Annotated in this window: 26 protein-coding genes; 13 read left to right on the top strand and 13 right to left on the bottom strand. The window is 57.8% G+C overall.

From position 1 onward, the window contains the following. The first annotated feature begins 25 nt into the window (after window positions 1-25). The 11 genes from BUB72_RS07240 (at window position 26) to BUB72_RS07290 (ending at window position 11,122) form a co-directional block, all read left to right on the top strand. Window positions 26-568 carry a hypothetical protein gene (locus BUB72_RS07240; protein WP_245814766.1) on the top strand — a complete coding sequence of 181 codons (543 nt, stop codon included), beginning with the start codon at window positions 26-28 and terminating at the stop codon, window positions 566-568. A 70-nt stretch (window positions 569-638) separates the two neighbouring features. Then, window positions 639-2,021, top strand: a complete 1,383-nt coding sequence (locus BUB72_RS07245) for a trypsin-like peptidase domain-containing protein (protein ID WP_073142276.1) — start codon at window positions 639-641, stop codon at window positions 2,019-2,021. After that, window positions 2,021-3,319 carry a replication-associated recombination protein A gene (locus tag BUB72_RS07250; RefSeq protein ID WP_073142278.1) on the top strand — a complete coding sequence of 433 codons (1,299 nt, stop codon included), beginning with the start codon at window positions 2,021-2,023 and terminating at the stop codon, window positions 3,317-3,319. The genes BUB72_RS07245 and BUB72_RS07250 overlap by 1 nt, the downstream gene beginning before the upstream one ends. Before the next feature lie 37 nt (window positions 3,320-3,356). Then, a complete protein-coding gene (crcB, locus tag BUB72_RS07255; RefSeq protein ID WP_073142280.1) occupies window positions 3,357-3,734 on the top strand; it encodes a fluoride efflux transporter CrcB in 378 nt (125 codons plus the stop codon). Further along, window positions 3,731-4,789, top strand: coding sequence for an RluA family pseudouridine synthase (locus tag BUB72_RS07260; RefSeq protein WP_073142283.1), 1,059 nt, complete (start codon window positions 3,731-3,733; stop codon window positions 4,787-4,789). Before crcB ends, BUB72_RS07260 begins: the two co-directional genes overlap by 4 nt. Next, on the top strand, window positions 4,777-5,460 hold the full coding sequence (locus BUB72_RS07265; protein WP_073142285.1) for an HAD-IA family hydrolase: 684 nt from the start codon (window positions 4,777-4,779) through the stop codon (window positions 5,458-5,460). Before BUB72_RS07260 ends, BUB72_RS07265 begins: the two co-directional genes overlap by 13 nt. Continuing rightward, entirely contained in the window at window positions 5,457-6,164 is a 708-nt protein-coding gene (locus tag BUB72_RS07270) for an ATP12 family chaperone protein (RefSeq protein ID WP_073142287.1), read from the top strand. The genes BUB72_RS07265 and BUB72_RS07270 overlap by 4 nt, the downstream gene beginning before the upstream one ends. 243 nt (window positions 6,165-6,407) lie before the next feature. Beyond that, window positions 6,408-7,424: an amino acid ABC transporter substrate-binding protein gene (locus BUB72_RS07275; protein ID WP_073142289.1), complete on the top strand. Its 1,017-nt coding sequence runs from the start codon at window positions 6,408-6,410 to the stop codon at window positions 7,422-7,424. A 141-nt stretch (window positions 7,425-7,565) separates the two neighbouring features. Continuing rightward, window positions 7,566-8,783: an amino acid ABC transporter permease gene (locus tag BUB72_RS07280; RefSeq protein ID WP_073142291.1), complete on the top strand. Its 1,218-nt coding sequence runs from the start codon at window positions 7,566-7,568 to the stop codon at window positions 8,781-8,783. A gap of 1 nt (window position 8,784) precedes the next feature. Next, the gene (locus BUB72_RS07285) at window positions 8,785-10,341 is read left to right on the top strand and encodes an ABC transporter permease subunit (protein WP_073142293.1); all 1,557 of its coding nucleotides are present in this window, start codon (window positions 8,785-8,787) and stop codon (window positions 10,339-10,341) included. A gap of 13 nt (window positions 10,342-10,354) precedes the next feature. After that, on the top strand, window positions 10,355-11,122 hold the full coding sequence (locus BUB72_RS07290; protein ID WP_073142295.1) for an amino acid ABC transporter ATP-binding protein: 768 nt from the start codon (window positions 10,355-10,357) through the stop codon (window positions 11,120-11,122). Window positions 11,123-11,188: 66 nt separating this feature from the next. On the opposite strand, the gene BUB72_RS07295 is transcribed toward BUB72_RS07290, so the two are convergent. The 10 genes from BUB72_RS07295 to ttcA form a co-directional block, all read right to left on the bottom strand. Further along, window positions 11,189-11,701 carry a SixA phosphatase family protein gene (locus BUB72_RS07295; RefSeq protein ID WP_073142296.1) on the bottom strand — a complete coding sequence of 171 codons (513 nt, stop codon included), beginning with the start codon at window positions 11,699-11,701 and terminating at the stop codon, window positions 11,189-11,191. After that, window positions 11,698-12,360: a ferredoxin gene (locus BUB72_RS07300; protein ID WP_073142298.1), complete on the bottom strand. Its 663-nt coding sequence runs from the start codon at window positions 12,358-12,360 to the stop codon at window positions 11,698-11,700. The genes BUB72_RS07295 and BUB72_RS07300 overlap by 4 nt, the downstream gene beginning before the upstream one ends. Next, window positions 12,357-13,151, bottom strand: coding sequence for a sterol desaturase family protein (locus BUB72_RS07305; RefSeq protein ID WP_073142300.1), 795 nt, complete (start codon window positions 13,149-13,151; stop codon window positions 12,357-12,359). The genes BUB72_RS07300 and BUB72_RS07305 overlap by 4 nt, the downstream gene beginning before the upstream one ends. A gap of 77 nt (window positions 13,152-13,228) precedes the next feature. Next, window positions 13,229-13,957, bottom strand: a complete 729-nt coding sequence (locus BUB72_RS07310; protein WP_073142302.1) for a hypothetical protein — start codon at window positions 13,955-13,957, stop codon at window positions 13,229-13,231. A gap of 71 nt (window positions 13,958-14,028) precedes the next feature. Continuing rightward, window positions 14,029-14,898: an acetylglutamate kinase gene (gene argB, locus BUB72_RS07315; protein ID WP_073142304.1), complete on the bottom strand. Its 870-nt coding sequence runs from the start codon at window positions 14,896-14,898 to the stop codon at window positions 14,029-14,031. A gap of 69 nt (window positions 14,899-14,967) precedes the next feature. After that, the gene (gene yihA, locus BUB72_RS07320) at window positions 14,968-15,621 is read right to left on the bottom strand and encodes a ribosome biogenesis GTP-binding protein YihA/YsxC (RefSeq protein WP_073142306.1); all 654 of its coding nucleotides are present in this window, start codon (window positions 15,619-15,621) and stop codon (window positions 14,968-14,970) included. Next, window positions 15,618-16,361 (bottom strand): MOSC domain-containing protein, encoded by a 744-nt coding sequence (locus BUB72_RS07325; protein ID WP_073142308.1) that lies wholly within the window; start codon window positions 16,359-16,361, stop codon window positions 15,618-15,620. Before BUB72_RS07325 ends, yihA begins: the two co-directional genes overlap by 4 nt. Next, entirely contained in the window at window positions 16,358-18,178 is a 1,821-nt protein-coding gene (yidC, locus tag BUB72_RS07330) for a membrane protein insertase YidC (protein ID WP_073142310.1), read from the bottom strand. Before yidC ends, BUB72_RS07325 begins: the two co-directional genes overlap by 4 nt. Window positions 18,179-18,303: 125 nt before the next feature. Continuing rightward, window positions 18,304-19,698 (bottom strand): bifunctional diguanylate cyclase/phosphodiesterase, encoded by a 1,395-nt coding sequence (locus tag BUB72_RS07335; RefSeq protein ID WP_175549130.1) that lies wholly within the window; start codon window positions 19,696-19,698, stop codon window positions 18,304-18,306. A 168-nt stretch (window positions 19,699-19,866) separates the two neighbouring features. Beyond that, window positions 19,867-20,757: a tRNA 2-thiocytidine(32) synthetase TtcA gene (gene ttcA, locus BUB72_RS07340; RefSeq protein ID WP_073142314.1), complete on the bottom strand. Its 891-nt coding sequence runs from the start codon at window positions 20,755-20,757 to the stop codon at window positions 19,867-19,869. Window positions 20,758-20,876: 119 nt separating this feature from the next. Here ttcA and BUB72_RS07345 point away from each other — a divergent pair, with 119 nt between their 5' ends. Continuing rightward, entirely contained in the window at window positions 20,877-21,803 is a 927-nt protein-coding gene (locus tag BUB72_RS07345) for an alpha/beta hydrolase (protein WP_073142316.1), read from the top strand. Here BUB72_RS07345 and yidD read toward each other — a convergent pair. From yidD to rpmH, 3 genes are read right to left on the bottom strand one after another with little or no spacing between them, the layout of a single operon-like run. Continuing rightward, window positions 21,800-22,021 (bottom strand): membrane protein insertion efficiency factor YidD, encoded by a 222-nt coding sequence (gene yidD, locus BUB72_RS07350; protein WP_073142318.1) that lies wholly within the window; start codon window positions 22,019-22,021, stop codon window positions 21,800-21,802. The two genes, BUB72_RS07345 and yidD, sit on opposite strands and share 4 nt — an antisense overlap. Then, entirely contained in the window at window positions 22,018-22,416 is a 399-nt protein-coding gene (gene rnpA / locus BUB72_RS07355; protein ID WP_073142321.1) for a ribonuclease P protein component, read from the bottom strand. The genes yidD and rnpA overlap by 4 nt, the downstream gene beginning before the upstream one ends. Window positions 22,417-22,442: 26 nt before the next feature. Further along, entirely contained in the window at window positions 22,443-22,580 is a 138-nt protein-coding gene (rpmH, locus tag BUB72_RS07360; RefSeq protein WP_073142323.1) for a 50S ribosomal protein L34, read from the bottom strand. 287 nt (window positions 22,581-22,867) lie between these two features. Here rpmH and BUB72_RS07365 point away from each other — a divergent pair, with 287 nt between their 5' ends. Then, window positions 22,868-23,590, top strand: a complete 723-nt coding sequence (locus BUB72_RS07365; RefSeq protein WP_139250642.1) for a TVP38/TMEM64 family protein — start codon at window positions 22,868-22,870, stop codon at window positions 23,588-23,590.

Below are 23,590 nucleotides of genomic sequence, written 5' to 3' on the forward strand. Positions count from 1 at the left end.
ACGTGCATTTCTAGTCGCCCCTCTGGTGGCATTATTCCTGTCAGCATGCGCGGCACCCGAGGGTGGTCCGCCAAAGGCAACAGACGCTCAAATCAATGAGCTGGCCGCAAGCATCACTGCCTTGCGCGACGACATCGACCCCTCAGAAGCCGCCCGCGCCGCCCGCATCGCCTACGACTATCCGCTTGAATTGGCAGAACAATATGGCATCACCGACACGCCACTTGCCCACAACCGGAAGGTGAACAGAGGCGACCGCCCACGCGGGCTCTGCTGGCACTGGGCCGAGGACTTGCAGGCCAAGCTGAACAGCGAGGGTTTCCGCACGCTCGAAGTGCATCGCGCGATTGCCAATGGCTTAAACCCGATCCTGATTTCTCACAGCACGGCGTTGATCTCGGCCAAGGGCGACAGCATGTATGAGGCGATTGTGCTAGACCCGTGGCGCTTTGGTGGAAAGCTGTTCTGGAGCAAGACGTTGGAAGATAAGCGCTATGATTGGTACCCGCGTTTGGAGATACTGACGGAACGCCGCAGACGGCGCCTTGCCTACGAGGGTGAGTTGTAACGCAGACCGCGCATTGAATTCCCACGGCTGCGGCGGCATATCAGAGAGACGCACCAGATAGGGAAACCCCATGCGACTGTTTTTACCCGTTCTACTGAGCCTTGTTCTTGCGATGCCTGCGACCGCCGAGGTTAAGGTGCCGCAAAGCCAGACAGAAATTAGCCTGAGCTTTGCCCCACTGGTCAAAGAGGCAGCGCCTGCGGTGGTTAACATCTTCGCCAACCGTATCGTGCAGCAATCGGAAAGCCCGTTCCGGGGCAACCCTCTGTTCGAAGAACTTTTTCGAGGGTTCGGGCAATCGCAGCCACGGGTGCAGAACTCGCTGGGCTCGGGGGTGATTGTATCGGACGACGGGATCGTGGTCTCGAATTATCATGTGGTTGGCATGGCAACCGAAATCCGCGTGGTGCTAACCGACCGGCGCGAGTTCGAGGCAGAGATTTTGCTGGCGGATCAGGACAGCGATCTGGCGATCTTGAAGATCAACGCGGACACCCCGCTGCCGCATCTGGACTTCCGCGACAGCGACGAGGTCGAGGTGGGCGAATTGGCGCTGGCCATCGGCAACCCGTTCGGGATCGGGCAGACCGTGACGTCCGGCATCGTCTCGGGGCTGGCGCGGTCCGGCACGGCGACGGGCAACGCGCGGGGGTATTATTTGCAAACGGATGCGGCGATCAATCCGGGCAACTCTGGCGGTGCGCTGGTTGACGTGAGCGGGCGGCTGATCGGGATTAATACGTCGATCCTGACACGCTCTGGCGGGTCGAACGGAGTGGGCTTCGCCATCCCCGCCAATCTGGTCGCGCGCTATGTCGAGCAGGCGCGGGCGGGCAATGACAGCTTTACCCAAGCCTGGGCAGGGATTTTTGGGCAAGCGGTGGATTCTTCGTTGGCCGAAGGTTTCGGCTTGAGCGTGCCGGAGGGGGTGGTGATCTCCTCAATGCATCCGGTCAGCCCGTTTGCGGAAGCCGGATTAGCCTTGGGCGACATCGTGCTATCGGTGGACGGGCAGCCGGTAAACTCGCCGCCGGAGATGCTATTTCGCATGTCGGTGCGACCCGTCGGGGAGGCGATAGCGGTAGAATATTTATCGGATGGCGAGGTCAAAGAGGCCGAGGTCGCTCTGATCGAGGCCCCCGACACGCCGCCGCGCGACGCACGGATGGTTCAGGACGGCACCTTGGCGGGGTTGGCTGTGGCAAATATCAATCCGGCTGTTCAATCCGAACTAAACCTTCCAACCGCAATCTTTGAAGGCGTGGTCGTGACGGAAGTATCCGGCCCGTTGGCACGCGTTGGATTGCGTGCAGGTGACGTTTTGGTCGCGATAAACGGAGATGAAATCGAAACGACCGCTGATGTAGAAGAGGCGTCCGATGCGCGGTCGCGCAACTGGCGGATTGACGGTCTGCGTGGCGGCCAGCGGTTTTCCTACAGGTTTCGCATCTGATGCCGGACCTGTTCGATACGGGCGCGAAAGAGCCGTCGAAGATGCAGCCCTTGGCGGATCGTTTGCGGCCCAAAACGCTGGGCGAGGTGATCGGACAGGAACAGGTGCTGGGGCCGGACAGCCCGCTTGGGGTGATGCTGGCCTCGGGCGCTTTGTCGTCGCTGATTCTCTGGGGGCCGCCGGGGGTGGGCAAGACCACCATCGCGCGGCTGCTGGCGGATGAAACCGATCTGCATTTCGTGCAGATCAGCGCGATTTTCACCGGTGTGCCGGACCTGAAGAAGATATTCGATGCCGCGCGAATGCGCCGCGACAACGGGAAGGGCACGTTGCTGTTTGTCGATGAGATACACCGTTTCAACAAGGCGCAGCAGGACGGGTTTTTGCCCTACATGGAGGATGGCACCATCCTTCTGGTGGGGGCCACGACCGAGAACCCCTCGTTCGAGTTGAACGCCGCTGTGCTGTCTCGCGGGCAGGTATTGGTGCTGACGCGGTTGTCGCTGGTTGATTTGGAACGGCTGGCGCAGCGCGCGGAGAAGGACTTGGGCCGCGGCCTGCCTTTGGATCCCGACGCGCGGGCGGCTTTGCTGGAAATGGCGGATGGCGACGGGCGGGCGCTTTTGAACCTGATCGAGCAGGTAAGCGCGTGGAAGATCGACGGCAAGCTGGACACTGAAAGTCTGGGCAAGCGGCTGATGCGGCGCGCGGCGCAATATGACAAGTCGGGGGACAGCCACTACAACCTGATCTCGGCCCTGCATAAGTCGGTGCGTGGCTCGGACCCGGATGCGGCCTTGTACTGGTTCGCGCGGATGCTGACGGGCGGCGAAGACCCACGCTATCTGGCCCGCCGGATTACCCGCATGGCGGTTGAGGATATAGGGCTGGCGGACACCCATGCGCATCGCGTGTGTCTGGATTCGTGGGAGACGTATGAGCGGCTCGGTTCGCCGGAAGGGGAGTTGGCGCTGGCGCAGGCGGTGACTTATCTGGCCTTAGCGCCCAAGTCGAACGCGGGCTATGCGGCGTATAAGAACGCGATGGCCGCGGCGAAGAAAACCGGCTCGGAGCCGCCGCCGAAGCATATCCTAAACGCGCCGACATCCTTGATGAAAGAGCAGGGCTATGGCGATGGCTACGCCTATGACCACGACGCGGAGGACGGGTTTTCGGGGCAGAACTACTTCCCTGAAACGATGAAGCGCGGGGTGTATTACAATCCGGTGGAGCGCGGGTTCGAGCGGGAGCTGAAGCGGCGGCTGGACTACTTCACCAAGCTGCGGGCGAAACGCTGAACTTGACTCTGCGCAGCACAGGGCAGAGAGAACGCGCATGTTTTATACCACTTTACAGGTTGCCCTTGGCGGGGCCATTGGGGCCGCGTTGCGGTTCCTGGCAGGCGTTGGCATTTTTAAGCTGACGGGGCCGGGCTTTCCGCTGGCGATCCTGACGGTCAACATTGCCGGCAGCTTTGCCATGGGTGTTTTTGTGGTGTTCGCGGCCAAGACATCGAACACGCATCTGAGCCCATTCGTGATGACCGGCATCTTGGGCGGGTTCACCACGTTTTCCGCCTTTTCCCTAGAGGCATACACCCTATTTGAGCGTGGCCAGACGGGCGCGGCCGGTCTATACGTGCTGGCTTCCGTAATCCTGTCCATCGCCGGACTGATCGCAGGCGTGATGATCGCCAGAGGACTATTCGCATGAGCAAGGTTCAGACCCTGAGAGTTGGCCCCGACGAGGCAGAGCAGCGGCTGGACCGCTGGTTCCGCAAGCAATTCCCGCATGTGCCGCAGGGCCGCATCGAGAAGATGTGCCGCAAGGGCGAAATCCGCGTCGATGGCGGTCGGGTGAAATCGAACACCCGTGTGGGACCGGGGCAGGAAGTGCGCATTCCGCCGCTGCCGACCGAGGAGGACATGGAGGCGCAAACGCGGATGCCGCATGTCTCCAAGGCGGATGCGGAGATGATCCGCGGCTGTGTCATCTACAAGGACGACCACATCATCGCGCTGAACAAGCCTGCTGGTTTGGCAGTGCAGGGCGGCTCTAAAACCACGCGGCATGTGGACGGCATGGCGGCGGCGTTGAGCTTTGACCGGCATGACACGCCGAAGCTGGTGCACCGCTTGGACAAGGACACATCCGGCGTGTTGGTTCTGGCGCGGACGCCTGCGATGGCGACGGCGCTGACGGCGGCGTTCCGGCACCACGGCACGCGCAAGATTTATTGGGCGATGGTTGCGGGCGTGCCGTATCCGAAGATCGGGACGATCAAATACGGGCTGGTGAAAGCTCCGGGCCATGGCAAGGGCGGCGAGGGCGAGAAGATGCATTGCGTCCACCCGCGCGAAGTGGCGAATACACCCGGCGCCAAGCGGGCGCAGACGGATTACGCGACGCTGTGCTTCCTAGGTCAGCGCGCGTCTTGGATGGCTTTGGTGCCGATCACCGGCCGCACGCACCAGTTGCGCGCGCATATGGCCGAGATGGGGCATCCGATTGTGGGTGACGGCAAATACGGCGGCTCGGGTCAGGAAAACATGGGCGACGGCTGGGGCTCTCAGCTAGGCGACGAGATCAGCAAGAAGCTGCACCTGCACGCGCGATCCTTGGAGTTCGAACATCCGGTAACGGGTAAGATGATCCGCATTGAAGCGGAGTTGTCAGAGCACATGCAGCGGTCGTGGGATTTCCTTGGCTGGCACGAACGGGACGTGCCCAACGACCCGTTTGACGCGGATGAGCAATGGCAGAGCTGAAGCTCGTTGTTTTCGATGTCGACGGGACGTTGGTGGACAGTCAGGACGATATCGTCTCGGCCATGACCACCACGTTCGAGGCGATTGGCGAAGCGGTGCCGTCGCGGGCGGACATTCTGGGCATCGTCGGATTGTCGCTGCACGCGGCGTTCGAGAAGCTGACGCCCGCGCTTTATCCCACGCATGGCGACGCGCTGGTGGAGGGGTACAAGACGTCGTTTATGACTTCGCGCAAGCTGCGTGACAGCACGGAAACGAGCCCGCTTTACCCCGGTGCTTTGGAGGCGATCCAGCGGCTGCATGCGCTGGACGATGTGCTGCTGGGCATTGCTACAGGCAAGTCGCGGCGTGGCTTGGACCACCTGCTGGATGCACATGACCTGCGGCGCTTTTTCGTGACGACGCAGGTGGCGGATGACCACCCGTCAAAGCCGCATCCGTCGATGCTGGAGCGATGCCTGTATGACGCGGGGGTCGAGGCCGCGCATGCGGTGATGATCGGTGACACAAGCTACGACATGGATATGGCGGCAAATGCGTCGATGGCGTCGGTCGGGGTGAGTTGGGGCTATCACACGCCCGAGACACTTCGCACTCGCGCCAGTGTATTGATTGACACCTACGCGGATCTGGACACCGCGTTGAACGGAATTTGGAGCAAGACAGCATGAGCGAGTGGGCCGCGAAACGCTTTTGGAAGAATGTGACTGCTGACAAGGTTGAAGGCGGTTTTGCAGTCCATCTGGATGGGCGTTCCGTACGCACGCCTCTGAAAACGCAGGTTGTCGTGCCGACACTCGCAATGGCGGAAGCCATGAAGGCGGAATGGGCCGCGCAGGTCGACAAGATTGACCCACTGTCCATGCCTGTGACCCGTGCGGCCAATGCAGCCCTAGACAAGGTTGCGACGCAACATGCGGAGGTGGTCGACATGCTGGCCGCCTATGGCGATAGCGATTTATTATGCTACCGCGCGGAAAGCCCTGCTGAGCTGGTCGCCAAGCAAGCTGAGAGTTGGGATCCGCTGGTTGACTGGTCGGCGACAGAATTACGCGCGCCGCTCCAATTGCGCACAGGGGTTATGCATCTGCCGCAAAGCCCCAAAACACTTGAAATTCTGCATGGCCACGTCTCGGAACTGGATGCGTTCCGTCTGACGGCGTTCCACGATCTGGTGGCGATAACCGGATCGCTGGTGCTTGGGCTGGCAGTGATCCGTGGACGCCTCGATTCAGCTCAGGCTTGGGATGTCAGCCGAATCGATGAACAGTGGCAAATTGCGCAATGGGGGGCCGATGATGAGGCAGAAGCACAGGCGGCGCTGAAAAAACGGGACTTGATGCGTGCGGAGGCCTTTTATCTCTTATGTGCTTAAGATAGGGCCGAATTGGCCCTTAATCTGACGCTTTACGCGACTTTTTGCGGAAACACTCTGTTTTCTCGTGGAATTGCTGCGCCTTACCAAGGGTCACTTTGGCATATTACCTTGACGTTCTAGCGCTGATTTGGCCTTATTCACGCTCACCGAAGGAACTTGCTTCCTTTAGTATCGCTCCCGACCTTCACTCGGTCGGAAAAACCACTCCGCAAAGGAGTGGACCATCAGGAAGAGGTAAACATGAAAAAATCCGTTTTTCTTGGCGCCCTGACCGTTGCCGGCATCATTGCTGGCGGCGCATCGGCAGCCACGCTTGACGAAGTTAAAGCACGCGGCAAGCTGAACTGCGGTGTGACGACTGGCGTTCCAGGCTTCGCGGAGCCAGACGCATCCGGCGTATGGCAAGGTTTCGACGTGGCTGTATGCCGCGCTGTAGCAGCTGCTGTTCTGGGTGACGGCAACGCGGTAGAATTCGTTCCGACAACTGGCAAGACACGCTTCACCGCGCTGGCTTCCGGCGAGATCGATTTGCTGGCTCGTAACACCACTTGGACTTTCTCCCGTGACGTCGACCTGAAGTTCGAATTCATTGGCGTTAACTACTATGACGGCCAAGGCTTCATGGTTCCAAAAGAGCTGGGCGTTGCATCCGCAAAAGACCTGGACGGCGCGACTGTTTGTATCCAGACCGGTACCACTACCGAGCTGAACCTGGCGGATTTCTTCCGCGCGAACAGCATTTCCTATGAGCCGGTTCCAATCGAAACCGGTGCAGAAGCTGTTCAGCAGTACATCGCTGGCGCTTGTGACGTTTACACCACTGACGCATCCGCATTGGCTGCTCAGCGTGCAAACTTCGAAGATCCATCGGCACATGTTCTGCTGCCAGAAATCATCTCGAAAGAGCCGCTGGGTCCACTGGTCCGTCACGGCGACAACGAATGGGCTGACATCTCGCGTTGGACACTGAACGCACTGATCGCAGCTGAAGAGCTGGGCGTGACGTCTGTGAACCTCGAAGAGCTGTCTGCTGGCACCGAGAACCCGGAAATCAACCGTCTGCTGGGTACTGAAGGCGAACTGGGCTCCATGTTGGGTCTGGACGCTGGCTGGGCAAAAGCTGCGCTGGGTGTTGCTGGTAACTACGGCGAAATCTTCGAGCAAAACATCGGTGCTGCGACCCCAATCGGTCTGGCCCGTGGCTTGAACGCACAATGGACCGACGGCGGCCTGATCTACTCGCCACCGTTCCGGTAAAAACATTTGGGAAAGGGCGCGGCATAGTCCGCGCCCTTTTCCTATCTTGCGACAACAGACCAACTAAAAAAGAGCTGGCAGCGCCGCACGCGCAAATGACGTGCAACTCTAAAGCGCCGGCCAAGACAGGGAACGTCCCAGATGACGACATTAGCCGACCCCCACAAGGAGTCGTTCCGGCTTTCGATGCTGTTGAACGACACGCGCTACCGCTCTCTCACATTTCAGTTCATCGCGCTCGTGGCCATCATCGCCACCATGGCCTTCATTGGCGGCAACCTCGTGCGCAACTTGGCGGAAGCCGGTTTGAACATCTCTTACGACTTCCTCGGCGCGCAGGCCGGATACGACATCAACCAGCGCCCGATTTCTTATGACAGCCAGGATACCCACGGTCGCGCCGCGATGGTCGGGCTGCTGAATACGCTAATTGTTGCGTTTCTGGGCTGTATCACGGCCACCATCATCGGGGTGGTTGCGGGCGTGCTGCGCTTGTCGCCGAACTGGTTGGTGCGCAAGATCATGGCCTTCTACGTCGAGATTTTCCGCAACGTGCCCGTGCTGATATGGATCCTGATCATCTTCTCGATCATGATCAACGCCGCACCGGCTCCGAATGCATTCCGTGGGGACGAACCAACTGCCTCCATGTGGCTTTTCGACTCCATTGCAGTCACCAACCGAGGTGTCTACTTGCCCAAACCCGTTTGGGGTGCGGGATCGCTGCTGGTCGTCGGGGTCTTCATCGCCTCGATTATCGGCATATTCCTGTTCCGTCGCTATGCGCGCAAACAGTTGTTTGACCACGGCAAACTGATCCCGACCTTCTGGCCATCAGTGGCGCTGTTCTTCATTCCGGTGATCTTGGCGCAGCTTGTTCTGGGTACGCCTGTCTCGCTGGAATATCCCGCCTTGAAAGGGTTCAACTTCCGGGGTGGCATTACCATTCTGGGCTCCTTGATTGCCCTGTGGTTCGCGCTGTCGATCTACACGGGGGCTTTCATCGCCGAGAACGTGCGGGCGGGTATCCTTGCGGTATCCAAAGGCCAAACCGAAGCAGCAGGGGCGCTGGGACTTCGTCCGGGCCGGATCATGAACCTAGTGGTTCTGCCACAAGCCTTGCGCGTCATCATTCCGCCGTTGATTTCGCAATATCTCAACATCACCAAGAACTCCTCGCTCGCGATTGCGGTGGGCTACATGGACCTGACGGGTACGCTGGGTGGCATCACCTTGCTGCAAACCGGCCGCGCTATTGAGTCGGTGCTGTTGCTGATGCTGTTCTATCTCATCATCTCGCTGTCGATATCGTTCTTCATGAACATCTACAACAACACCATGAAATTGCAGGAGCGCTAAGATGTCTGATACACACGCTCAAACCGTCGCCTTCGTTCGCGAAACGGAAATCCCGCAATCGCCGCCACCGGCGCTGGAAGCCGGTGCCGTCAAATGGGTGCGGGAGAACTTGTTCTCCGGCATCTTCAACACGGTGCTGACCTTGCTCGCGCTGTATGTTGTGGTGCGGTTCGCCATTTTCGTGTTCCCGTGGTTTTACAACGGGGTCTGGGAGGCCAGCAGCCGTAAGGAATGTCTAGATATTCTGCGCGAAGCCGGAAAAGGAACCGGCGCTTGTTTCGCGGTTCTGGTTGATCGGTGGGACCACTTGGTCTTCGGCTTCAAGTATCCGCAAGATGGCTACTGGCGTATTTTACTGGCGTTCCTGCTACTGATAGTGGCTGCCGGACCTGCGCTGTTCAGCTCGCTGCCGCGCAGAATGTTGCTGTTTACTGCTTTCTACCCGTTTCTAGCTTTCTGGCTGGTTTGGGGCGGCTCGCTATGGCTGCCGCTGACCATCTTGGGGCTCATTATTGCAACCATGTTAGTCTTCCGCCTGATTTCCTCGCAGATTCCGGTGAATATCCGCCAGATCGTTTCGGGTGTGATTGGTGTGATCTGTGGAGCCGGCTTGGCTTATCTGCTGTTCATCGGGGCGCAGGAGTTGGTGTTCATCGCGAACTCCGTCGGAACCGAGGGAATGATCGCGCCAATTGCCTATGGCGTGTTCTGGATTATGGCGATCTTCGCCTTTGTGTTCTGCGTGCCTATGGGCATCTTCGTGGGCTACGCTATTTACAACAGTTATGAGGATGGTGGACTGGTGTCGATCGTGGCCTCGCTGCTGTTCGGATATCTGGCCTTCGTTTACCTGCTAAGCCCGATTTGGATGGCATTGAATTCGATCATTCCGATTGAACTGCAAGCCGTCGCGTCGCGCGACATGGGGGGCTTCATGCTCAACATGCTGCTCGGTACGATCTGTGTTTCTCTGTCGATCCCGCTGGGCATTTTGCTGGCCCTTGGCCGTCAGTCGCCAATGCCGCTGATCAAAGGTGTCTGCGTTGTGTTCATCGAGTTTATCCGTGGCGTGCCGCTGATTACATTGCTGTTCGTGGCGAACGTGATGCTGGCCTACTTCCTGCCACCTGAATCAAACTTCGACCTGATCTTGCGGGTGATCATCATGATCACGCTTTTTTCGTCTGCCTATATCGCCGAGGTGATCCGGGGTGGTCTCGCCGCCCTGCCAAAGGGGCAGTACGAAGCGGCGGACAGTCTTGGATTGGACTATGGGCAGGCAACGCGCCTGATCATCCTGCCACAGGCTCTGAAGATTTCGATCCCTGGCATCGTGAACGTCGCGGTGGGGCTGTTCAAGGACACCACGCTGGTGTCGATCATTTCGATGTTCGACCTTGTCGGGATGATCCGTGGGCCCATCCAGAACTCGACCGAGTGGACGAGTGTTTACTGGGAAGTGTACGGCTTCGGTGCCATGCTCTTCTTCGTCGTCTGCTACTCGATCTCGCAATATTCCCAGTGGCTTGAGCGTCAGCTCAATACCAGCCACCATTAAGGAGACCTGAACTATGAACCAAACATCTCAAATGACGGTCTCGGACGAAGTCGCGATCGAGATCACCAACATGAACAAGTGGTACGGCACCTTCCACGTGCTGCGCGACATTGACCTGACGGTGCAACGCGGCGAACGGATTGTGATCTGCGGGCCTTCGGGCTCGGGTAAATCAACGCTGATCCGCTGCATCAACGCACTGGAAGAGCACCAGAAGGGCAAAATCGTTGTGGACGGGACCGTGCTGTCATCGGACCTGAAAAACATCGACAAGATCCGGTCGGAGGTGGGGATGTGCTTTCAGCACTTTAACCTTTTCCCGCACCTGACCATTCTGGAGAACTGCACGCTGGCCCCGATCTGGGTGCGCAAAACGCCCAAGAAGGAAGCCGAGGAAACGGCAATGCACTTCCTTGAGAAAGTGAAGATTCCGGAGCAGGCGGACAAGTATCCCGGCCAGCTTTCCGGCGGTCAGCAGCAGCGCGTGGCAATTGCCCGTTCGCTGTGCATGCGCCCGCGTATCATGCTGTTTGACGAACCGACTTCGGCGCTTGACCCCGAGATGATCAAAGAGGTGCTCGACACCATGATCGAGCTGGCGGAAGAGGGCATGACGATGCTGTGCGTGACCCACGAGATGGGCTTTGCCCGTCAGGTTGCCAACCGCGTGATCTTCATGGATGCGGGTCAGATCGTGGAGCAGAACGAGCCGGAAGAGTTCTTCAACAACCCGAAATCTGAGCGGACCCAGTTGTTCCTGAGCCAGATCCTCGGCCACTAATTTTTACGAAAGACATGAAAAAGGCCCCGATAATATTCGGGGCCTTTTTTCGTTCGCGCGGTCTTTTCAGGCGGTATTGAGTTCTTTCAACTCCCGCGGAACAATGAATTGGACAACACGCGCCATGCCGTATTTCAGGTCTGCCCAATCGTCCACTGGGACCTCCATGATCAGAGTAGCGGTGGTCGGATAGACGCCGAAGCGTTCATGCGTTGGGCGAACATCGACGATCAGCGCTGCAAGCGCCGCGATACCGGGATTGTGGCCGACGATCATCAGGTCGCCCTTGGGCGCACGCTGGATGCGGGCCAACACAGTGTCAGGAGAGGCGTGATATAGACCTTCATCCAGTGTCAGGCTCGGAGATCCACCCATTGCATCAATCATCAGCTCGGCAGTTTCCCGAGCACGGGAGGCGTCGGAGGAAATAACTTGTGACGGCACGTGGCGGCGGCTTTCGATCCACTTGCCCATCCGCTGCGCTGCTGACTGGCCCCTTTCGTTCAAGGGTCGGTCATGGTCGTCCAGTGACAGGTCGTCCCAGCTGGATTTGGCGTGGCGGGTGAGGATGAGTTTCAAGCAGTGGCCCCCTTATGGAATATCGACATGTGATACGCCGACTGTTCCTCCACCCTGCCATAGCTTTGTGACAGCGGGCAAGCACGTCGCACGTTGCAGCCTTTTGTTAAGTGCGCTTGGCCTTCATCGGTTTCTAGAAACGCGTGGCATTTCGGGACGTCATAGCCTGCATTGGTAAGCGCCTGTGACGGGCAGGCGCTCAGGCAGGGTTGATCGGTGCAGGTGTCGCACGGTTTGGCTGGGGCGGGTGGTAGCTCCAGCCGCTCACGGAAGGCCAGCGCGCCGCGGTAAGACACCATTAACCCCGCCTGATCATGAACGAGCAGGGAGACGGGGCTTTGCCATGCGTGACCAGAGGCGAGTGCCCAGCGGAAAAATGGCTGATAGGGTGGGCCGCCAAAGGGGAATAGCGCGGTCGTACCAGTTTGCTGCGCAAGTGTGGTGACGACACGGGTGGACCAGCGGTCCATCGGATCAGGTGTTTTGTCCCGCCATTCGGTGCTGCTGGTGAAGGCGTTCCAGAAACCCGGCTCTTTTGGGCCAAGAAGGACAAGAGTGCCGCATCCCTCAGGGGCTAGGTCCTCCGGTTCGGGGTGGAAGGCTCCGAGAATGTCGAGATTTACAGCAGAACACCGAGCCTGAAGGCTATCCAATGTCACTTGTTGCGGAACGGCAGGGCGAGCGACCAAGTCAGCTTTGAGGGGCGGTCATCTTGCCAACGCAGGCCAATTTTCATCTCATCATGCCCTTCGGACGGTTGAGCAATATAGGTGCGGAACATGCGGTCCCAGATCGACAGGGAGAAGCCATAATTGCTGTCATGCTCGGTGCGGTGAACAGAGTGGTGTACGCGGTGCATATCAGGCGTCACCAGCACCGTGCGCATAATTGCGTCAAGCCAAAGTGGCAGCTTGATATTGGCGTGGTTGAACATGGCGGTACCATTCAGGATGATTTCAAACAGGATCACGGCAACGCCCGCAGGGCCCATGAGGTAGACGAGACCAATTTTCAACAACATCGACAATGCGATTTCTACAGGATGAAAGCGGATGGCCGTGGTCACGTCGATATCGACATCGGCGTGATGGACCTGATGCAGCCGCCACAGCAGCGGCACCTTGTGGGTGATGAGATGCTGGGCCCAGATGGCGAAGTCGAGGATCAGAATGGCGAGTGTAACCTCCAGCCAAGCGGGCCACTCTACGGCGTTGAAGAAGCCCCAGCCGTTGTTCGCGGCGTCATAGGCGGCCCCAACCGCGAGCAGCGGCAGGAAGATCGCAAGCGCGCGCAAGGTGACCGTATCGATGATGATGATTGCCCAGTTGGTCGTCCAGCGCGCCTTGCGGGTCTGGGTGCGGTCGCGGCGTGGTACTACACTTTCCAGCGCCGCAAACAACATGAACAAGCCTGCAAAAACTGCGAGACGAATGAGAGCTTCGTTTTCCATGAGGCTCAACCTACGGCGCTGGCTTCAACTGGCAAGGGGTGCAGTGCCGCAGGGTGGGCAAATCTGCGTGATAATCACTAAATTTCGGACGCCTCGACATAGCTGAGCGCGACGACTGCCCAATATTGTATGCCGGTGGGGCGAACGTAGCGTACGGGATCGCCAACGATCGTGGCGGTAAATCCCTTCTTGGCGACACCCTTTTTCGCGATCGCGCCGTAGTAACTCGGGTTTGCTTCGGGCAATCCATCGCGCACGTTCACGTCGATCTCGAAGGTCACTTCTATCCCGTTTAAGGCTTCGGGAGCAGCCAAGCTGCCACCGGGTTGGGTGACTGAGCGTTCAGTCCAACGCCCGATAATGGGATCGAAAGCGCCAAGCCAAACAGTCCCAGTGCCTTGTACGATCTTTTCGTTGCTCAGCGTCGCTTTAGACACGTTTCCTGCATCTTCGGGCAATGCGACAACCGCGGCGGCGGTGACATCCAACCTGCGTTCGTCCCTTACCGCATCTACGACTTTGGCAAGCTCGCCCTGCATCTTATGCACCCGATTTTCAAGCGCGGCGACTTGATCGGCGCTGCTGTTGAGCACGGTCTTCTCTTTTTTCCCAAATTCCACCTCGGTTCCCAGGCCTTTGAACTTCAACGGTAAGACATGAAGTGTGTCTGCGAGCCAGATCACCAAAACTGCGGCGGCGCCAATTAGCCCGTATTCAATCGGGCGGCGAATGAAGGAGAGGACGTGGGCAAGAAATGTCTTTTTTTCCGCCTTTTGAGGCGGGTCTTGGGACGTCGCATCACTCATAATCAATACATCCAAAATCAACCTAAGCTGACGTTAGGGTAACATGGCCGCGATATTCAGATAAGTAAGGGTTAACTGTCCTGCCGGATCATTGAGCCAGCGCCGTGTGGAGTGAACAATTCCAGCAAACACGCATTGGGGGCACGCCCGTCGAGGATGACCGCCGCGCGGACCCCGCCGTCAAGTGCCGCCAGCGCAGTTTCGGTTTTGGGGATCATACCACCCGCAATGATGCCGTCAGCAGTCAGCTTGCGAATGTAGGACGCAGTCAGTTCGGTCACCACTTCACCGGTGGCGTCCTTGACGCCGGCCACATCCGTTAGCAGCAACAGGCGGTCGGCCTTGAGTGCTGCGGCGACGGCACCGGCTGCGGTGTCGCCATTGATGTTAAACGTCTCGCCCTCGTCGCCAAAGCCGATCGGGGCGATGACCGGGATAATCTCGGCCTCGAACAGTTGGCGCAGCACATCGGGTTTCACCTCAATGGGTTCGCCAACAAATCCCAGCTCGGGTTTGGCGGCCTCACAGCGGATCATGCCCGCGTCCTTGCCCGACAGACCAATGCCACGCCCGCCTTGACGGTTGATCGCCTGTACGATGCGCTTGTTGACGGATCCGGAAAGCACCATTTCAACCACTTCAACGGTCGCGGCATCAGTGACGCGTTTGCCGTTCACAAACTCGGATTGAACACCAAGCCGCGCCAGCATGTCGTTAATCATCGGACCACCGCCATGGACGATCACAGGGTTCACCCCGACCTGCTGCATCAACACCACGTCGCGTGCAAACAGGTCCATCGCCTCATCGCTGCCCATGGCATGACCACCTAGTTTGATCACCACAATAGCCCCGTCATATCGCTGCAAATACGGCAATGCGGCCGACAGGGTTTGTGCGGTTTCAATCCAGTTACTGTTCATGGCAGTCTGCTTTTTCATGTTGAGCCGGTCGGTTGCGAATTTCGATAAGTTTACCGTGTGACGTTGATGCTGCCAAGCGGCGGCGCGTTAAACCAACGTGCCGATAATGTGGCGTAGTGTCGGGATGCCAATGCCCTTCTCGGACGAGGTCAAAACGATCTCGGGGAAGGCGGCAGGATGCTTTTGCAACGCAGTGCTAACTTGGGTGATGACTTTGTCGAGCTCGCCCTTTTTGAGCTTGTCGGTCTTTGTCAGCACGACTTGAAAGGTCACCGCGGATTTGTTCAGCAAAGACAAGATTTCCTCGTCGACCGGTTTCACACCGTGACGCGAGTCGATCAGCACGAAAGCACGGCGCAAAGTTTGGCGACCGGACAGGTAGGCTTTCAACAAGCGCTGCCATTTTTGCACAATGGCGACCGGGGCTTCCGCAAATCCATAGCCAGGAAGGTCTACCAGGTAGTGGCTTTCGGCAAGGGTGAAGAAGTTGATCTCTTGCGTGCGACCGGGCGTATTGGACGTCCGAGCCAACGATTTTCGGCCTGTTAGCGCGTTGATCAGGCTGGATTTCCCCACATTGGAACGGCCTGCAAAGCAGACTTCGAGACGATCAGCCGGTGGCATTCCGTCCATCGCGACGACGCCCTTGAGGAAGTCGGTTTCCCCCGCGAAAAGAACGCGACCTTTTTCGGATTCTTCGGGTGTGGGGTCTTCGGCAACTTGGAAGGTGAAGTTAGTCATGTGAGTTCTGCCTTGTCGCCGTGGCGGATTGTGCCGGAGTTTTTGACCACGCCGTATATGCCAAAATCTTGGTGACCCCATGACTTGAGCGCGCCGAGGGTGTCAGCGTCTCGCTCGCCCGTTTCCGTATTTGCGGTGGTGGCGAGACAGCGGGTGATACGTTCCTCGATGGCAAATTCGACTTCACCGATGCGGAGGATTTTTCCGATCCAGTCAAACTCGTCCCAGGCTTCCAATCCGTCCAACCATAGGTTGGCACGCCAGCGTTGCATGGACAGCGACGTGTCCAGCTTGGCCTCAACCGCGCGGTGAGTGGCGATGTTTGCAATGGAGATGGACGGGAAGGGGGTGTCTGTCAGGCCGCGATCTTTGACACGCACAACATGAGACGATTGTGCGCGATCTTGGGGCATCAAGGGTCGGACCCAGTCGACAAGCTGTGCGGCGTCCCGTTCCGGATGCAGACTTACTGTCTCACGATCGGGGTGAGACAATGTCACAACCTCCGTGGCTTCATCCAATTTGCAATTGATAGCCATCAGCTTCGGGGCTTTTGCTCCGCGTGAAAAGTTCGCACACGGAGCCCACTCGTTACCGTCGGTACGCGCACCCTCATGGGCGACCGCCCAGGTGCGGTCCCATGGCATGGTTTGGCCGGCGTTGAGTGACACCTCTGACAGCTGTTCTCGCCCATGCGATTTGACGGGATGCCGCCAGATATGGGCGAGGGTTACGGTCACTTTTTCTCACTCGTCGGCTTTTTATCCCGCTTGAAGCCAGAGATAATATTCCCGAACACATCCGGCTTATACCCCTGCGTGCGCATGATGGTGTATTGCTGGGTGAAGGTGATCACGTTGTTTGCGATCCAGTAGATGACCAGACCAGACGCAAAGCTGCCCAGCATGAACATGAACACCCAAGGCATCCAGGCAAAGATCATCGCTTGGGTCGCGTCAGCGGGCGCCGGATTCAACTTTTGTTGTAGCCACATCGAGATGCCGAGGATTATCGGCAGCACACCTAGTGAGAAGATGTAGAAGATCGAACCCGGCTCTGGTGTCGCATAAGGCAGCGCGCCGAAAAGGTTCAGGATTGAAGATGGATCGGGGGCGGACAAGTCGCGGATCCAACCGATCCATGGAGCATGGCGCAGTTCGATTGTGTTGAAAATCACCTTGTAGAGTGAGAAAAAGATCGGGATTTGCAGTAAGATTGGCAAACAACCGGCGGCTGGATTTACCTTCTCTTTTTTGTAAAGCTCCATCATCTCCTGCTGGAGTTTCTGGCGGTCATCGCCGGCCTTCTCCTTGATTTTCTCCATTTGCGGCTGAAGCTCCTTCATCTTCGCCATGGAGACGTAGGATTTATACGCCAACGGGAAGAGCAAAGCCTTGATCAGCAGCGTCAGGGCGATGATTGACCATCCCATGTTGCCGATGATGGTATTCAACCAGTGCAGCACAGCGAAAATCGGCTTGGTAAGGAAGAAAAACCAGCCCCAGTCGATACTGTCGATGAAGTTGTACACGCCGTCGGCCTCGTAGGCCTTGATTTCTTCCCACTCCTTCGCACCAGCGAACAGGCGGGTAGTCACTTCAGCAGTGGCACCCGCAGCGATGTCGACGGGCTGAAGGCGGGCTTCGGTTTGGTAGATATCCGCGCCGGGCACGTACTTTACCACAGATGTGAAGGGCGTGGTGCCGTCCGGGATCAATGTCGTCATCCAGTATTTATCGGCAAAGCCGACCCAGCCATTTGCACCGACTTCGGTCACTTCCGCATTGGCGGCTTCGCGGGTGATGGTCGGGAACTCTGGCATGTCATCGTAGTCGATTTCAGCCAACACACCGTCTGCCATTACGACCACGCCCTCATGAGCGATGAAAAATTGCTGAATGTCAGGCTCGCCGTGGCGGGCAACGATGCCATAAGGCTGGATGCGTTGTGCGGTGCCAGTGGCGTTTTCGACCTTCTGGGTGACAGTGAACATAAAGTTTTCATCTACAGAGAAGACGCGGCTGAAAATCATGCCTGCGCCGTTATCCCATGTCAGGGTGACGGGGGCGCCGGGGGCGAGGGTCTCACCTTCGGTCAGCGTCCATTGTGTATTGGCACCAGGCACTTGCTCGTATGTCAGTGCGCCGGAAGGGGCCCATCCATACAGCGCGTAATAGGCGTTTTCTGTCCCTACGGGCGATAGCAGAGTTACGTTCTCGGAATCAGCCTCCAGCGTTTCGCGATAGGTCGACAGCGACAGATCATCAAGGCGACCGCCGGTGAGCGAGATGGAGCCGCTCAGGCTTGGAGTTTCAATTTTCAGGCGGGTGTTTTCAGCCAACGTGGTCGCGCGGGTCGCAGCCACAGAAACAGGTGCAACCGCTGGCGCGGTGGACGCGGGCGGAAGCACCGCCGAGCCGTCGGATTGCACAACGGCGGTAGGCGTCGCATTTGGATCAACCGCGGCCTCTTCCGGCGGGAAGAAGAAGAACCACCCTAGGATCACCAAAAAGCTGAGCGCAGTTGCAAGAATGAGGTTCTTGTTTTGATCGTCCATTAGGGGGCCGCCACCTGTCATTTTAAGTCAGGCTGGTTCAATAGGCTGGGGACCGAAAGGTCAAGCGGTATTGGCCTAAATGCCGTGTTTTTAGACTTATAATCGCGGTTGATATCTCGGCATTGCTACCCAGTGCGGCGGGGAAAGTAGCTGGTTTTGGATAGATGGGATTTGTGCTCGGCGAGCCAAACCAGTGTTTGATCAAACGGCATCGGGCGTGCGATTGCGTAACCCTGCATATGCGTGCAGCCAAGCTGTGACAGAATGCTTTTCTCTCCTATGGTTTCTACGCCTTCGGCCAGGGTATCGATCCCCATCTGCTCGGCCATACTGATGATGGCGTTGATCATGCGTTGCTGTTCCGGATCGTCGTCTGCGTGTGTGATGAAAGACCGGTCGATCTTGATGCGGTCCACTGCAAAGCGCCGGATATTGGCAAGGGACGCATGTCCGGTGCCGAAATCATCCAGATCAATGCGATAGCCTTGATCGCCTAACGCCCTGATGTTGCGCGTGATAATGTCATCATCACTCTCTGACACCACGGTTTCCAAGATTTCGATGACCAAGCGGGCTGGGTCCATTTCAAACCGGTCCACATCCCATTTGATCCGCTCAATCAGGCTGGGATTTCGTAAATCCTGTGTCGAGAAGTTTACCGCGACCGAAGGCACTTTGTGCCCCGCGACATCCCAAGCACGCAGCGCGCGCAAGGCGTGCTGAAGCATAGTTTCGCTCAGCAGCTCCATTGCATGGGCCGCTTCCAAGTCGGATAGAAATTCGATGGGAGTGAACACACCGCGTGTTGGATGCTCCCACCGCGCCAAAGCCTCAAAACCAGTGACCAAGCCTGTGTCTGTGGACAGTTGTGGCTGAAACCATGCAACGATCTGGCCGTCTTGCAGCGCTTTGACCACCTCACTTTGCCCGCTCTTGCCTTCTCTGAGGTCAGGCGTGTTTGCTGAAAACCCTCTTGAGTTTTCGACGCCTTGGGACTTCGCCTCAAGTAGCGCCATGTGGGCTGACTGGCGCAGAGATCGCGCCGAGCGATCTGGTGCACGCGTTTCCAGGCAAAACCCTGCGCTTAAAGTGACGTAGGCATGCGCATGATCAATTGATATGGCTGCGCGCGCAGTTTTCTGGAGACGTTCGATCAAAGAGATTACAGCCCCGAGTTCCGGCGCCCGAATGCTAGGCAATGAAATCGCAAAGCGATTGGTGTCCAATTGAACGATGACATCAGAGGTGCGCAGGACCGAGCATAGCCTGTCGGTCACCGTGGACATGATGGTTTCGACACCCTCGGAGCCCCATGTGTCCCGCAAGGCCTCCACCGCGTCCAATTCCAGCATGACCGAAGCGCAACGGTAATTGCTGTCGGATTGGGCCAGCGCTGCTTCGAGAGCCGCGTCGATATCGGCCTCTCCTCCCGCCCGCAATTGGGTCCGGTACGGGCCGACAGGTCTGGGTCGAAACCCAAGCAGCACAACAGGAAGTGCAAAGCAGACAAGCGCGAGCATGAGCCATTGCTCTGTTGCGTATAGGATTCCCGCCAGCACTGGCAGGCTCGCAAGGCCAACCCGTATCCGAGACCCCGAATTAAATAATTGCCGTACCCATACGAGATCCATCGCTCACCCTTTCGCATTCGAACAAGGGGAGCCTAGGCACGCATACTTTTCAGCGTATTAACTGTCGGACAGCAAGTCCGGAGGGTTTTGCTCAAGTTTTACCGGATCGCGTGTTAAGCCTGCGAAGTCGAACAGGCTTGGGTCCAGCAAGTGAGAGGGGTTGGTATTGGTCAGCGCGCGGAACATTTTTTGTCGACGACCAGGGGACTTCTGCTCCCAACCATCCAGCATTTGCTTGATGTTCTGACGCTGCAAGCCGTCTTGCGAGCCACATAAATCGCACGGGATGATCGGGTAGTTCATGTCGCGCGCAAACCGTTCGCAGTCGGCCTCGGATATATAAGCGAGCGGGCGGTAGACGAAGACGTCGCCTTCTTCGTTCAGCAATTTCGGCGGCATCGCTGACAAGCGCGAGCCATGAAACAGGTTGAGAAAGAAGGTCTCCAGAATGTCGTCGCGATGGTGGCCGAGGACCACTGCGGAGCAGCCTTCCTCTCGTGCGATGCGGTAGAGATTACCGCGACGCAGCCGAGAGCAAAGGGCGCAGTAAGTTCGGCCCGCCGGCACCTTGTCCTTCACGATGGAGTAGGTGTCTTGATATTCGATGCGGTGCGGGACACCCATCTTTTCAAGGAATTCAGGCAGCACGGTTGCTGGGAAGTTGGGCTGTCCCTGATCCAGATTGCAGGCGAGAATCTCGACGGGTAGAAGTCCACGCCATTGCAGCTCGGTCAACGCCGCAAGCAGGGTGTAGCTGTCCTTGCCGCCGGACAGGCAAACGAGCCATTTGGCGCCGCGTTCAATCATGCCAAAATCGTCGATGGCCTGACGCGTGTCGCGGATGATGCGTTTGCGCAACTTTTTGAACTCGGTGGTCGAGGGCGCGCCGTGGAACAGCGCGTGAATGTCGTCCAACGGCTCGGTGGGGGTATCGGGTTTGTCCAGCATGGCCGTGCTTATAGGGCGAGGGGCGAGGCAAAGAAAGATGCATCTGACCGGTCGACGGGGCAGGATTTTTTGAGATTGCCGCCTGTGATGCTATGCTTGGCTGAAATCTGGAGGGCGCAATGACTTTATTCTTTTCCCGCCGCGCATTGAATACAAAGACCAACACCTTCACCAACAACATGTCCAGTTTGACCCGCTACGTTTCCGTGCAAGGCCAGCGTCCGGACGGCAAGTGGTCGTCGCATCTGTTGGAGCGCGATGCTTTCGTGGCTGCCGCACGGGCCGAAGCCCAGAGTGACGACGTGTTGATTTATGTACATGGCTTCAACACCAAGCAGCGCGACATGCTTGCGCGACACAAGTTGATTGAAGACGGATTGCGAGGGCAGGGCTACAGCGGGGCAGTGATTTCCTTTGACTGGCCAAGCCGCGGGAAGACCAGCGCATATGGCAGAGACTTGCGAATGGCGGGCAAGGTCGGAAAATATCTGGTGGAGGGTGGCATCCTGCCCATGCTGGATTCGGGTTGGAAGCCGCGTGTTCATCTGATGTGTCACTCGATGGGGGCTTTCATCACTCTTGATGGGTTTGCGCGCTTCGGGGACACGAATGGTCCGGGCTCTGGGGCGTGGAAAGTGGACCAGATATTACTGGCGTCGGGTGATGCCCATCGGCGGGATTTTGAGAAGGGGGCAGCCGGAGCTTTGGTTCTGCGTCACCATGCGAAAAGGCTCACAAATTATTATTCGAATGATGACGAAGTGCTGACCCTGGCAGTGGCCTACCACGGCAAGCCGAGGGTTGGTTTAAGCGGTATGCCCGATCTGGTCTTTGGAGAGCATATTGATGTGTATGCCACCGAGCGGTATCGGCATGTCAAACCAAGCTTTCCGAACAACACGGCAGAGCAGCTGTATTCTCACCGCTGGTGGTTCGAGGACACGCGGTTTTTTGAAGACGCGTCCTTGACGATAGCAGGGGGCGCCGCAGACGGGCTGCCCACAAGAACGCGCACCAATCTTGGGACGCTTGCCTTGAAGCCCTAGTCGGGCACGTCGTCCACACCCATGCCACCCCAAGGGTTGCAGCGGGCAATCCGTTTCGCCGCCAACCACGACCCTTTGATGCCCCCATGTTTCTTCAACGCTTCAAGCGCATAGGCTGAACAGGTGGGGTCGTAGCGACAATTATGGCCGACCCACGGGCTGAACACCGCGCGGTAGCCGCGCACGGGAAGCGCGCAGATCCACGCCAGCGGAGTCATGTGTGGACCTTGGCGACAGCGCGCTTCAGGTCGGCAACCAGTTGATCAAAGGAGCGCGTGATCGTTTCGTTCGGGCGGCCAACAAGAACGTAGTCCCAGCCTTGCTTGGCCTCCGCACCCAAGACCAATCGCGCGACTTCGCGAAGGCGTCGTTTTGCGCGATTGCGTGCGACGGCATTGCCGATTTTCTTGGAGCAGGTGTAGCCTACCCGGGGTGCGTCGGTATCGTCGCGAGCACGGGCTTGCAGAAGAAAGCCGGGTTGCCCCGAGCGTTTGGCGCGGGCGGCGCGTAAGAAGTCAGCGCGTTTGCGCATAACCTCCAGACAAACGGAAGCCGCCGGTGGCGCATCCGCAACGCGGACGTCTTGTCCTGTCGCGTGGGCCTCCGGCGGCATCTAGGTCAAAAGGAGAAGGAGGGCGCTTACGCGCTCAGCTTCGTCCGGCCTTTCGCGCGACGCGCGTTCAGGATTTTACGGCCAGCTTTGGTTGCCATACGCGCACGGAAGCCGTGGCGGTGCTTGCGAACCAGGTTCGATGGTTGGAATGTACGTTTGCTCATGAGCGAGGCTCCTGCGGATCGGGGGCAAATCCTCCAAGGATTCGAACCCATTTGTGTTCAGAGCCTGCGTCATAGACAGCCCTGCGTTCTGCGTCAACGGGCAAACCTGCCCCTTTTTGCAACAATTCAGGACCAAGTTGTAACCTACGTCGCGTTAAATGGCCATCAGGGGCGTATTTCCATCACCCTTGATCAAGCACCCGTGAGCAGGAGTATCCTATTCGCCGCTTTTCGCCCAATACCGTAGCAACTTACACTTCAGAAATCCGGAACACATGGCGGACATGATGACACATACCGAAACGTCGGTCCTTCGAAAGAAGCTGCCAATTCTAATTATCGTCGCCGTAGCCGCGCTGGGTGCGATAACGCTGCGCGATTACCTCAGCTTTGATGCGTTGCGCGACAACCGCGAGGCGTTGATTGCCTTTCGCGACGCCAACTACCTGCTGGCGGTGCTCGGCTTCATCGCCATTTATGTGGTTATCGTCGCGTTTTCCCTTCCCGGTGCGGCAATTGCCACCCTGACCGGGGGCTTCTTGTTCGCGACTTTCCCGGGCTTTTTATACAATATAACCGCTGCAACGATCGGGGCGACGGCGATCTTCTCGGCTGCGCGCATGGGCTTTGGGGACAAGCTCGCGGCCAGGATGGAAAGCAGCGATGGCATGGTCAAGCGGATCAAGGATGGTATCGACGAAAACCAGTGGTCTGTCTTGTTTTTGATCCGGCTGGTGCCCGCTGTCCCGTTTTTTGTGGCCAATCTGGTGCCGGCACTGGTGGATGTGCCACTGCGTCGCTTCGTGATTTCAACTTTCTTTGGAATCATTCCCGGCTCAGTTGTTTACACCTCCGTTGGGGCGGGCTTGGGTGAAGTCTTCGAGCGTGGCGAAACCCCGAATCTGGGCATTATTTTCGAACCCCACATTTTACTACCAATCCTCGGGCTATGCGCTTTGGCGTTGCTGCCAATCGCTCTGAAAGCCCTGCGCGGCAAAGAAGGTATTTGA

The organism is Litoreibacter ascidiaceicola (genome assembly GCF_900129235.1).
Lineage (GTDB): Bacteria > Pseudomonadota > Alphaproteobacteria > Rhodobacterales > Rhodobacteraceae > Litoreibacter > Litoreibacter ascidiaceicola.